The sequence below is a fragment of the Streptomyces sp. NRRL F-4489 genome, assembly GCF_001509485.1.
In the GTDB taxonomy this organism is placed as follows: Bacteria; Actinomycetota; Actinomycetes; order Streptomycetales; family Streptomycetaceae; genus Streptomyces.
On record NZ_LLZI01000061.1, the window covers coordinates 1 to 10,830 of the forward strand.

Consider the following 10,830-nt stretch of genomic DNA (forward strand, 5'->3'; position numbering starts at 1 on the left):
CGTCCGCAAGGACTTCGTCTACGGGGAGGACGTAACGATCGGCGACTGGACGATCCCGACCCGGGGCCTGCCGCGCTATGCGTGACTGCTACCGCACCCAGCCGCCCTTCCACAACTGCGAAGGCTGCGAACGCGCCATCCGCTCCCCGGGCCCACCCCTCTGCCGAGACTGCCGTTCCGAGCCCGAAAGAGGACCCCTGGCGTGAACGCCCGGCAGGGCGCCCCCCACCGGTACCGCGCCATACGGGATTGCGCGCAGTACGCCACCGAAGCCCTCCCCGGCACCTTCGAGGTCACCAAGGAAGGCATCCTGCGGCACCCCGACGTCGTGGTGATCACCTGGACCGACCTCAACGTCGAAGGGTCCATCGACCCCCGCAGCGTCATCGCCGCCATCGAGATCGTCTCCCGCTCCAACCCGGACAACGACTGGGTGGGCAAGGTCCGCGACTACCCCCTGATGGGCATCCCGGTCTACGCGGTCTTCGACCCCCGTACCGGCACCGGAGCCGTCTTCACGGACATCCACTCCACCCCGGACGGCCCGCGCTACGCCGTCCGCAAGGACTTCGTCTACGGGGAGGACGTAACGATCGGCGACTGGACGATCCCGACCCGGGGCCTGCCGCGCTATGCGTGACTGCTACCGCACCCCTGAGCGACGCCCCGCCATCCTCCAGGTTGACCAGCATGCGCACGGTGACGGCCCGGCCGTGTTCCTCGATGACGCGGAGCACTCGCGCCACGTGGTCGCGGTCCGGGATCACGATGTTCGCCGCGACCTTCACCCCGAGGCGGGCGGCGGTCTCGATCGTGGCGGCGAGGGCGTCCAGCTTTCGCGCCGCCAGTTTCGGGGAGGCCAGGCGCGGGGCCTGGACGGCGGCGAGTTCCTCGGGCGTCGTGCCGAACACGGAGAGGTTGATCCGGTCGAGCCCGGCCGCTGCGCACTCGGGGAGGACGGCGGCCCCGTTCTCGCCATTGCTGGTGAGTCCGACCGTCAAGCCGAGGTGGCGCGCGATGCGGACGAGGTCGGGGAGTTCAGGGTGGAGGGTGGGCTCGCCGCCGGTGAAGTGGACTTCTGTTGTCGGGAGGCTGCCGCGTACTGCCGCGAGTGCCAGGGCGAAGTCCGCGTCGGCCGTGATCCGCCCGGGCAGGAACCCGGCGCCGTTGGTGGCGAGGTAGATCGAGACGCGGCCGGAGCGACCGGGCGTCCCGGTGAAGTCGCCGGCCTCGCGGCCGAGGTTGTCCGCCGTGACGGGGGTGCCTTCGTTGTGGCAGAAGGTGCAGGCGAGTCCGCACGCATCGATGATCTTGACGCGGAGGGTGCGGTCCGGCACCACCGTGACCGGTAAGTCCTTCGGGTCGATCTTGATCATTGCTGCCTCCTGGTCGGGCCGTGGGGCGGGCGCCCCGGCCGGCGGGTCGTGGACAGGCCCTACGTGAAGCGGAGTTCGCTGATCGCCTCGAGGTCGATGCCGTAGCGGGTGAAGACCTTGGTGGTGTTTTCGCTGGTCAGGCCGGATCGGGGGAGGGCGAGGCGGTCGGCCGTCGCCCATACCTGTTCCTCCGTGTCGGCCTCGATCTCCAGGTAGGGCGGGATGCGCGGCCAGGTGTCGATCTCCAGGCGTACGCCGTCGAGGAGCCAGGACGCGCGCCGGTTCTCCTGGTAGCCGCGGTGCGTCAGCCCCATGAGGCCGAGCAGCGCGTGGGTGTCCTCGAAGGAACCGACCGTCGTTTCGGTCTCCCGGGTGCCGTCGATCGCGTCCGAACTGATCGTTTTGACGCACAGGGTGACCGCGCCGCCGGAGTCCCGCAGGCGGACCCATCGGCCCGGCACCGGGGGCACGGTGTCGTAGACGTAGCGGCGCATGAGGCGCTCGCCCTGGAAGGTCCCGCCGGCCGCCCGGATCCGCTCGGCCATGGCGGCAGGGTCGATGTCCAGTGCCTTCGCTTCGTACTCGATGGTGTGCATGGCGGCTGGCTCCTTCTGGTGTGCCGTTCGTAATCGGCCCCGTCGGCCGCTGTTCGCCTCGCAGCGACCGTAGAGCGGGCGGCGGCCAACTACCAACGGCATTGCGCGAGTTTGCAGCATGCTGTTTGACGGGCCCGAATGCCTCACCCGACCCTCATGAGGGCGCGCATCTTCGCGCAAGGCGGCAGACAGGAGACCGACCATGAAGCTCCGGTTCCTTGGTAAGAACTCCCGGCAGGGCGACTGCCCAACCCTCTACGCCACCGACCGCGACACGTACCTCGTCCAGGGATGGAAAATCTTTGCGAACGACCTGCTCATGCAGCTGACCCTCCCCGAGGGCGAGACGGCCGTGGAAGTGCCGACCGAACTGTTCGAGCACCTGGAGAAGGACGGTCTGCCCTCCGGGGAATTCACACGGCTCGGCGACCCCCTCATGGTGGAGACGCCGGGTGGCACGTACGTTGTCCAGGGCTTGGAGGTGACCGACCCCGAGGCACTGGCGCATATGAGCATTCCGGACTACGAGACCGTGGTCGAGGTCCCCAAGGCCGCGATCACGGCGCTACTGGAGGAACCGCGTGGAGCTGATCTCCAGCGCCGAGCGCAACCTGCTCTTTGAGCGCTTCGCGCACGACGCCTTCCATTTGGAGCTGAGGGATGACTACTCGGTCCCGGACGAGGAAGGCCCGTACGAGAGCTGGCTTCGCGGGGTCGATGACGATGCGTTCATGGCCCCGTGGACTCAGCTCATGAAACGGGTCACCGACTCGGGAAGGACCGTGCGCCGGGTCCGGGTCGTCACCGAGCCGCACAGTTCCTATATCCAGTGGGAGCACGCCACCACCCACGTCAACGAAGAAGCCGGCGAATCCATCCGGTGGCTGCCGCGGCACAGGCTCCCCGAGGGCCTGGTGTTCCCCGTGGCCGGTGCGTTGGGCGCCCGGCTGCGCGGATTCCGCAAGGATGCGGGATTCAACAGCGGCCGGGCCTTCGCCGCTGCCACGGGTTGGCAGGAGTCCAAGGTCTCGCGTATCGAGAACGGCAAGCAGAACGCGAGCGAGGACGATATCCGCGTCTGGTGCCGGACGACCGGCCACGAGGCCGAACTCGCTGATCTGTTAGCCACCGTCCGGCACATCGACGAGATGTGGCGGGAATGGCGCCGGCAGATCCAGGACGGGGCCGAGAACCGTCAGAAGAAATCCCTGCCGGTCTACCGAAGGACCAAGGTCTTCAGAATCTGGGAGCCCAGTGTCATCTGGGGCACCCTCCAGACCGCGGACTACGCGGAGAACATCTTCGAACAGGTGGCGAACTTCCACGAGAGCCGCCCCGACACCCAGGCGGCTGTCGCGAAGCGCCTCGAACGGCAGAAGTACCTCTATGAGGGCGACAGGATCTTCAATGTGCTGCTCGGTGAGCAAGCCCTCTATTCGAATCACGGCGGCGCGGAGGTCATGCGCGGGCAACTCGACCGGCTCCTGGCCGTATTGGCGCTTTCTCGGCTCAGTCTGGGGATCCTCCCGCGGTCCGCGCCCCTTACCCTCTGGCTCGGCCACGGATTCGCGATGTTCGATGACAGACTCGTCATGATCGAGACCTATTCCGCGGAAATGTCTGTGACGCAACCACGGGAAATCGAGCTGTACCGCAAGGCGTTCGAGCTTTATCGGCAATCGGCCGTCTACGGGCAGGCTGCCCGGAACCGCATCCTGACCGCCATCGAGCATTTCGCCCGTATGGGGAGGAACGGCAGGGGCTGAGGGCTGAGGGCTGTGGGCGCTACGGACCGGACGAGTGGACGATCCCGACCCGGGACCTGCCGCGCTACGCCTGACGACTACCGCGCCCCGTCGCCCGCCTCCGCGTGCTCCCACTCGCCGCCGCCGGCGATCACCCCGCCGCCGTGGCCGCCCACCGGGTCGAACGGGCCGACCGGCAGCGGACCGGCTGCCTCTGCGGCCCCGCAGGCCAACACCCCGGCACCGCCCAGCGCGGCGACGACAAGAAAACGGGCGAGACGACGAACCCGGACACCAACACCAACACCGGCACGAACAGGGACACGAAGGCGCATGGAACGCTCCTCAGGGAGAAGGGAGGGGAGGGGCACGGGCCGTACGGAAGAGACACGGCCGGCCGCTCGTCAGCGTGCTGGCCCGGGCCCTTCGGCACAAGCAACGTGCCGGGTGGGGCCTCCCTGCGGGTGAATGGGGGAAGGCGGCAGGTGGACGAGTTCCGGAGGGGCGGGGCTAGATGCGTGGTTCCGGGTGTCGTGGTGGGGGAGGGGTGAGGTGAGTGAGCGCGGGGGGTCGTATCGCGTCGGCGGCGGCTGAGCCGAGGAGCAGGCCGGGCAGGGCGTGGGGTTGGGCCTGCTCAGTGGTCGGGGTCGCCGCGGTGATGCGGTCCAGGCGGAAGCCTCGGCCGGCTCGTCGGGTGCGGCACCAGGCGATGAGGTACCACTTGCCGTCGGCGGTGAGGAGTCCGGCCGGTTCCACCGCGCGGTCGCTCTCCCGTCCCGACGCGTCGACGTAGGACAGGCGCAGCACCGTGTTGGCGGTGAGGGCTTGTTCCACGGCGGTGCGGACCGGGTCCGCGATCCGGGTCGGCAGGGTGACGATCCGGGCGGCGAGTTCCTGGGCCGCGGCCGAGGCGGGGCCGGTCATCGAGGCCGCGATCTTCTGGGACGCCGTGCGGGCCGCCCCGGCGTAAGGGGCCGAGGCGTCGGCCATGGCGAGCGCGGCGACCAGCGCGGAGGCTTCAGCGGCGGTGAAGCGGATCGGGGGGAGCGTGAGCGCCGGGTCGATCGACCAGCCCCCGCCCCGCCCGGGTGTGGTGCGTACCGGGACGCCGGTCTGCATCAGCGCCTGGAGGTCGCGCTGCACCGTGCGCGTGCTGATCTCGAACCGCGCGGCGAGCGCCGCGACCGTCAGCGGCCGCGGTGCCGCCGCGCGCAACTCTTCCACCAGTGCGTAAAGCCGAGCCGTGCGGTTCACGAGGGCGACGCTACGTCACGCGCCGGCCAGGAAGTCCCGCTGCCGCCGCAGTTCCCGCTCGGTGACGGTCAGCGGGAACAACGTGAAGCCGTGCATCGCGCCGGCGACGACGCCGAGCCGCACGGGCGCCCCGGCCGCCTGCCACCTGGCGGCCAGGAACAGCGAATCGTCCAGCAGCGGATCCTCGGTACCGACGACGATCCGGGCGGGCGGCAGGCCGGTCAGATCGGCGAACAGCGGTGAGACGTCGGGGTCGCGGCGCTGTTCCGCCCCCAGCCCCGGTGTGAAGCGGTCGTAACTGGTCCGCAGCGAGTCGGTGTTGCTCAGCAGCGGCCGGGAGCCGAACAGCCGCTGGCTCGGTGTCATCGACAGGTCGTACGCGCCGAAGAGCAGGTGGGCCGCCCGGAAGGCGCCGGTGATGCCGTGCCGGTCGCGGAGGCGCAGCAGGGTCAGGACGCTGAGGTGGGCGCCGGCCGATTCGCCGCCGATCAGCAGCCGTTGGGTGCCGAACTCCGCCGCGGCGTGGTCCACCAGCCACCGGGCGGCCGCTTCGCAGTCGTCGGGTCCGGCGGGAAACGGGTGCTCCGGCGCCAGGCGGTACTCCACGCTCACCACGGCCAGCCGGGCCTCTACGGCAAGATGCCACAGCCTCTCGTCCTGCCCGTCGGCCGAGCCGAACGCCCAACTGCCGCCGTGGAGGTGCAGGTACACGCCGTCGATGTGATCCGGTACGAACGCCCGGACCGTCACCCCGCCCGCGACGACGCGGTCCCGGCCCTGCGGCAGGCGCACCGGTGGCGCGTCGCCGCCGAGCCGGTTGCGCCGCAGCAGCGCCAGCACGTCCGCGTCCGGTACTCGACCGCGCGGCGGACGGCTCGCGGCAGCGGCCTCGAACTGGGCGTTGAAGGCCAGGGTCTCGTCGAGGCAGTCCTCGTCTGTGATCGTCATGGGGCGACCATCGCAGGCGTCCGCGACAGCCCCCTGTCACCTTTTCCCGGTGAGCTGCGTCACGCTGCTGTCGTTGGCTTGCTTGGCCCTGTCGCCTTGCCCGGCCGAGCGCCCTTGCTCGCCTTACTCGGCCCTGTTGCCTTGCTCGGCCCGGCCGTAGGCGGCGATGAAGGCCCGGACGCCGGCGTCGGTGCAGCGGTCGAGTTCGCTCCGCGTGTGCTGGGGGCTGCCGTGGAACATGGCCTTGTTCACGGGAATCCACAGCAGCAGGCCGGCGAAGTGGTTGGCGGCCAGGTGGGCGTCGGGGACGCGGAGGAGTCCGTGGTCGGCGAGGCGCTGGAAGGTGGCCGCCAGGGTGGCGAGGACGCGTTCGAAGCCTTGCTCGTACCACGTGGCGCCGAGTTCGGGGAACGTGTCGGCGTTGGCGATGATCAGGCGCCGCAGCTGGAGCACGTGGGGCTGGGTGAGGGCGGTCAGGAACTGGCCGGCCAGGCGGGTCAGGTTCGCTTCCAGTGCCTCGGCGTCGGCCGGGATGTCGGCCACCAGGTCGACCATGGCGTCGACCCGGTCGGTCGTGGCCAGGACGACCTCGGCGAACAGCTTCTCCTTGTCCGCGAAGTGCTTGTAGACGGTCTGCTTGGAGACCGCGGCCTGCTTCGCGATGTCGTCCATGCTGGTCCCGGCGTATCCCCTGGCCATGAACGCCTCGGTCGCGGCCTCCAGGATCGCCTTGCGCTTGCGGGCGGACCGGCCTTGCTCGCTCGCTTCCATCGCCAACCTTCAATCCTTCGGTACTGGACAGTCCAGTTCTGGTGTGCCACTCTAGCGCCCGGCTCCGACGGGTACTGCACCGTCTAGTTCTACGCAGGGGGGGAATCGCATGACCCAGACGTTCGGCGTTCCGGGCACGGCCCGCTCCGCGCCGGCCCGGCCGACGACGCGGCTTCTGCTGGCGGGCGGCGTCACGGCAGGTCCGCTGTTCCTGGGACTCGGAGCCGTCCAGGGACTCACCCGCGACGGCTTCGACTTCACCCGCAACGCGATCAGCCAGCTCAGTCTCGGCGATCTCGGCTGGATCCAGGTGACCGGCTTCCTGCTGACCGGCATGCTGGCCACCGCCGGTGCGGCCGGGATCCGCCGGGCACTGGACGGCGCACCCGCCGGCACGTGGGCGCCGCGCCTGATTGGCGTGTTCGGGCTCTCGTTCGCCCTCGCCGCGATATTCACCGCGGACCCGGGGGCGGGCTTCCCCGCGGGTGCTCCCGAGGCTCCCGCCGCCGTCGCCGTGCCGGCCTTCACCGCCGGAGCCGGACTCGGCCTCCTGTGGCTCACGGCCGTCACCGCCCGGCTGATGACGACGCTCCCCGCGGCGCGGACATAGCGGTACGCGCGCGGACGTAGCGGCACGCGCCCGCGCGTCGCGGGCGCGGCCATGGCAACGATCAAGATCACGACAGAGAGAGACAGGACACCGCGATGACCGGACCGGTGAAGGGCCCCGCCAGCTACTTCCCCTCGATCGAGAAGAAGTACGGCCGCCCCATAGCGGAGTGGAAGGACCTCATCCGCGCCTCGCCCCTGACCAGGCACATGGAACTCGTCGCCTGGCTCAAGGCCGAGCACGGACTCGGCCACGGCCACGCCAACGCGCTCGTCGCCCATACCCTCGCCGAAGACAGCGGTAAGTAGCCCCTTTCCGGTGGCCGTGCGCACACGGGCGCACGCGGCGGACCTCGGCCGACGGCATCGCACGAGGGAACACCGGCACTACCCGGCGGTAGTGACGTACCGCGCGTTACCCCAGCAGAATCGTCGCCACGGGTCGCGAAGCGGCGAAGGCACCCCCGGGAGGTTCTGTGCACGGCACGATGCAAGACGTACCACTTCTGATCAGCCGAATCCTGGAGCACGGCAGGACGGTCCACGGGTCGGCGCAGGTCATCACCTGGACCGGCGAGGGGGAGCCGCGGCGGCGCAGCTTCGCGGAGATCGGGGGGCGGGCGGCGCGGCTGGCGCATGCGCTGCGGGATGCGCTCGGGGTGGTTCCGGAGGAGCGGGTCGGGACGCTCATGTGGAACAACAGCGAGCATATGGAGGCGTATCTGGGCATTCCGGCGATGGGGGCGGTGCTGCACACGCTCAATCTCCGGCTCCCGGCCGAGCAGCTGACCTGGATCATCCAGCACGCCGGGGACCGGGTGATCCTCGTCAACGGTTCGCTCGTGCCGCTGCTCGCGTCCCTCCTGCCCCGGCTGCCCCAGGTGGCGCATGTGGTCGTGGTCGGGCCCGGTGACCGCGCGCCGCTGGCCGGCGGCCACGTCGCCGTGCACGACTACGAGGAGCTGCTCGCCGGCCGCCCGGAGCACTACGACTGGCCCCAGCTGGACGAGCGGGAGGCGGCGGCGCTCTGCTACACGTCCGGGACGACCGGGGAGCCCAAGGGGGTGCTCTACAGCCACCGTTCGCTGTATCTGCACTCGCTGCAGGTGAATACGGCGGAGGCGTTCGCGCTCAGCGCGCGGGATGTGACGCTGCCCGTAGTGCCCATGTTCCATGTGAATGCTTGGGGTTTGCCGCATGCGGCGTTCATGGCGGGGGCTTCGCTGCTGATGCCGGACCGGTTCCTCCAGCCCGCCCCGCTGGCGGAGATGATCGAGACCGTCCGGCCCACCATCGGGGCCGCGGTCCCGACCATCTGGCAGGGGCTGCTGGCCGAGCTGGACGCGCGCAAGCGGGACGTGGCCTGTCTGCGGACCGTCGTCATCGGCGGCTCCGCCTGCCCGCCCGCCCTGATGCGCGGCTTCGAGGAGCGGCACGGCATCCGCGTCGTCCACGCCTGGGGCATGACCGAGACGTCCCCGCTGGGCTGCGTCTCGCACCCGCCGGCCGGGCTGGACGCCGAGGAGGAGTGGGCCTACCGCGCCACCCAGGGCCGTTTCCCGGCCTCCGTCGAGGCGCGGCTGATCGGCCCGTCCGGCGAGGAACTGCACTGGGACGGCACCGCCGCCGGTGAGCTGGAGGTCCGCGGCCCGTGGATCGCGGGCGCGTACTACGGCGGTGCGGACGGCGGGCCGCTGCGGCCGGAGGACAAGTTCAGCCCGGACGGCTGGCTGCGCACCGGCGACGTCGGGACGATCACCCCGGACGGCTATCTGACGCTGACCGACCGGGCCAAGGACGTCATCAAGTCCGGCGGCGAGTGGATCTCCTCGGTCGAGCTGGAGAACCACCTGATGGCCCACCCGGGCGTCGCGGAGGCCGCCGTGGTGGCCGTGCCCGACGAGAAGTGGGGCGAACGGCCGCTGGCCACGGTGGTGCTGACGGACGGCACCGCGATCACGTACGAGGAGCTGCGGGCGTTCCTCGGCGAGCGGATCGCGCGCTGGCAGCTGCCGGAGCGGTGGGCGGTGATTCCGTCGGTGCCGAAGACGAGCGTGGGGAAGTTCGACAAGAAGGTGCTGCGGCGGCAGTACGCGGAGGGGGAGTTGGAGGTGACGGTGTTGGGGTGAGCTGTGTGGGGCGCCCCTAGGTGCCCCCGTGGGCAGGGGTGGGCCCACGGGGGCGGGCCCACCATGCAGCCTGTGGACGGGTCAGTTCGTTCCGATCTTCGCCAGCAGGTCGACGATGCGGGTCTGGACCTCGGCGCTGGTGGAACGTTCCGCGAGGAAGAGCACCGTCTCGCCGGAGGCCAGGCCCGGGAGCTGCGCCGGGTCCAGGTCGGCGGCGGTGTAGACGACCAGCGGGGTGCGGTCCAGCAGGCCGTTGGCGCGCAGCCAGTCCACGATCCCGGCGCGGCGGCGGCGCACCTGCATCAGGTCCATCACCACGAGGTTGGGCCGCAGCTGCGTCGCCAGGGCGACCGCGTCGGTGTCCGCACCGGCCCGGCCGACCCGCATCCCGCGCCGTTCCAGCGAGGCGGTCAGGGCGCCCGCGATGGCGTCGTTCTGCTCGATGAGCAGGACCCGCGGCGGGACGTCCTCGCGGTCGCGCGGGGCGAGCGCCTTCAGCAGCACCGCCGGGTCGGCGCCGTACGCCGCCTCCCGGGTGGCCTGGCCCAGTCCGGCGGTCACCAGTACCGGCACCTCGGCGGCCCCGGCAGCCTGGCGCAGCGACTGGAGCGCGGTCCGGGTGATCGGCCCGGTCAGCGGATCGACGAACAGCGCCGCCGGGTACGCGGCGATCTGCGCGTCCACCTCCTCGCGGGAGTTGACGATCACCGGGCGGTAGCCGCGGTCGCTGAGCGCCTGCTGGGTGGCGACGTCGGGGGCCGGCCAGACCAGCAGCCGGCGCGGGTTGTCCAGCGGCTCCGGCGGCAACTCGTCGTCCAGGGGCGGCTGCTGACGTTCCGTCACCTCGACCGCGCCGTTCGGGCCGTCCAGCGGCTCGGGGCCCTCGCTGCCCTCGTCGGGCGCGGAGATGGCGAACGCCCGGCCCTCACTGGCGTCCATGAGGTGCCCGTGCGGGCCGCCCGGCTGCTTGGGGCGGGCGGGCGGCTGCGGCTGGGGGGCGGCGGCCTGGTGCGGTACGGAACCGGGGGCGGCGGCCTCCCCGCGCTCCCCTTCTGGCGGGGGCGCGGCGAGCTTGCGGCGGCGGCCGGAACCGGCGGAGGTGCCGCCCGGCGGCGTACCGCCCGCGGGTACGGCACCGGGCTGCGGCCCCGGACGCCGCGGGTCGGCCAACTGCTGGGCGAACGGCACGCCCTGGCCGAGCGTGCGCACGCTGAACGCCCGCCCGGAGGTGTGCCCGGACTCGTCCGCGCCCTCGGGCAGCGCCGGCCGCCCGGCGGGGGCGGGGCCCTGCGCGGGGATGGCGGCGGCGCCCGGCGCGGCGGCCGCGGCCTCCTCGGCGGGGCTGGGGGGGGCCCGGCGGGCGGCGGGGGGGGCGGGGGGGGCCGGCGGCCCCGGCGGGGGG

The 10,830-nt window shown here is 71.5% G+C and carries 11 protein-coding genes and 3 pseudogenes; 7 read left to right on the forward strand and 7 right to left on the reverse strand.

All coding sequences use genetic code 11. The features are described 5' to 3' along the window. Positions 1-85 (forward strand): annotated as a pseudogene (locus ADL22_RS36000) (Uma2 family endonuclease); the annotation flags it as partial. A gap of 117 nt (positions 86-202) precedes the next feature. Beyond that, the gene (locus ADL22_RS07580) at positions 203-640 is read left to right on the forward strand and encodes a Uma2 family endonuclease (RefSeq protein ID WP_079063915.1); all 438 of its coding nucleotides are present in this window, start codon (positions 203-205) and stop codon (positions 638-640) included. Between the two features lie 15 nt (positions 641-655). Here ADL22_RS07580 and ADL22_RS33620 read toward each other — a convergent pair. Beyond that, a pseudogene (locus ADL22_RS33620) lies at positions 656-1,376 on the reverse strand (radical SAM protein); the annotation flags it as partial. A gap of 59 nt (positions 1,377-1,435) precedes the next feature. Then, a complete protein-coding gene (locus ADL22_RS07590) occupies positions 1,436-1,972 on the reverse strand; it encodes a class IV adenylate cyclase (RefSeq protein ID WP_066975017.1) in 537 nt (178 codons plus the stop codon). 202 nt (positions 1,973-2,174) lie between these two features. On the opposite strand from ADL22_RS07590, the gene ADL22_RS07595 reads away from it, so the two are divergent. Then, the gene (locus ADL22_RS07595) at positions 2,175-2,594 is read left to right on the forward strand and encodes a hypothetical protein (protein WP_066975019.1); all 420 of its coding nucleotides are present in this window, start codon (positions 2,175-2,177) and stop codon (positions 2,592-2,594) included. Then, positions 2,554-3,738, forward strand: coding sequence for a helix-turn-helix domain-containing protein (locus ADL22_RS07600; protein WP_234430587.1), 1,185 nt, complete (start codon positions 2,554-2,556; stop codon positions 3,736-3,738). Before ADL22_RS07595 ends, ADL22_RS07600 begins: the two co-directional genes overlap by 41 nt. A 77-nt stretch (positions 3,739-3,815) precedes the next feature. On the opposite strand, the gene ADL22_RS34560 is transcribed toward ADL22_RS07600, so the two are convergent. The 4 genes from ADL22_RS34560 to ADL22_RS07615 all read right to left on the reverse strand — a co-directional run bounded on the left by ADL22_RS34560 (position 3,816) and on the right by ADL22_RS07615 (position 6,690). Beyond that, positions 3,816-4,052, reverse strand: coding sequence for a hypothetical protein (locus ADL22_RS34560; RefSeq protein WP_107116241.1), 237 nt, complete (start codon positions 4,050-4,052; stop codon positions 3,816-3,818). 175 nt (positions 4,053-4,227) lie between these two features. Next, a complete protein-coding gene (locus ADL22_RS07605) occupies positions 4,228-4,971 on the reverse strand; it encodes a helix-turn-helix transcriptional regulator (RefSeq protein WP_066975021.1) in 744 nt (247 codons plus the stop codon). 15 nt (positions 4,972-4,986) lie between these two features. Then, entirely contained in the window at positions 4,987-5,919 is a 933-nt protein-coding gene (locus ADL22_RS07610) for an alpha/beta hydrolase (protein WP_066975023.1), read from the reverse strand. A 123-nt stretch (positions 5,920-6,042) separates the two neighbouring features. Next, positions 6,043-6,690 carry a TetR/AcrR family transcriptional regulator gene (locus ADL22_RS07615; protein ID WP_066975025.1) on the reverse strand — a complete coding sequence of 216 codons (648 nt, stop codon included), beginning with the start codon at positions 6,688-6,690 and terminating at the stop codon, positions 6,043-6,045. A 109-nt stretch (positions 6,691-6,799) separates the two neighbouring features. On the opposite strand from ADL22_RS07615, the gene ADL22_RS07620 reads away from it, so the two are divergent. The 3 genes from ADL22_RS07620 (at position 6,800) to ADL22_RS07630 (ending at position 9,428) form a co-directional block, all read left to right on the forward strand. After that, on the forward strand, positions 6,800-7,300 hold the full coding sequence (locus tag ADL22_RS07620) for a DUF998 domain-containing protein (protein ID WP_066975027.1): 501 nt from the start codon (positions 6,800-6,802) through the stop codon (positions 7,298-7,300). A gap of 95 nt (positions 7,301-7,395) precedes the next feature. After that, on the forward strand, positions 7,396-7,608 hold the full coding sequence (locus ADL22_RS07625) for a DUF4287 domain-containing protein (RefSeq protein WP_066975028.1): 213 nt from the start codon (positions 7,396-7,398) through the stop codon (positions 7,606-7,608). A 167-nt stretch (positions 7,609-7,775) separates the two neighbouring features. Continuing rightward, complete coding sequence (locus ADL22_RS07630) at positions 7,776-9,428, forward strand: long-chain fatty acid--CoA ligase (protein WP_107116242.1); 1,653 nt, start codon at positions 7,776-7,778, stop codon at positions 9,426-9,428. Between the two features lie 81 nt (positions 9,429-9,509). Here ADL22_RS07630 and ADL22_RS07635 read toward each other — a convergent pair. Then, positions 9,510-10,830: pseudogene (locus tag ADL22_RS07635) on the reverse strand (PAS domain S-box protein); the annotation flags it as partial.

Bases quoted from the DNA above. Each gene is read 5' to 3' on its own strand.
- ADL22_RS07595 (WP_066975019.1), top strand. From the start codon at position 2,175: ATGAAGCTCCGGTTCCTTGGTAAGAACTCCCGGCAGGGCGACTGCCCA.
- ADL22_RS07625 (WP_066975028.1), top strand. From the start codon at position 7,396: ATGACCGGACCGGTGAAGGGCCCCGCCAGCTACTTCCCCTCGATCGAG.
- ADL22_RS07590 (WP_066975017.1), bottom strand. From the start codon at position 1,972: ATGCACACCATCGAGTACGAAGCGAAGGCACTGGACATCGACCCTGCC.
- ADL22_RS34560 (WP_107116241.1), bottom strand. From the start codon at position 4,052: ATGCGCCTTCGTGTCCCTGTTCGTGCCGGTGTTGGTGTTGGTGTCCGG.
- ADL22_RS07615 (WP_066975025.1), bottom strand. From the start codon at position 6,690: ATGGAAGCGAGCGAGCAAGGCCGGTCCGCCCGCAAGCGCAAGGCGATC.
- ADL22_RS07610 (WP_066975023.1), bottom strand. From the start codon at position 5,919: ATGACGATCACAGACGAGGACTGCCTCGACGAGACCCTGGCCTTCAAC.
- ADL22_RS07620 (WP_066975027.1), top strand. From the start codon at position 6,800: ATGACCCAGACGTTCGGCGTTCCGGGCACGGCCCGCTCCGCGCCGGCC.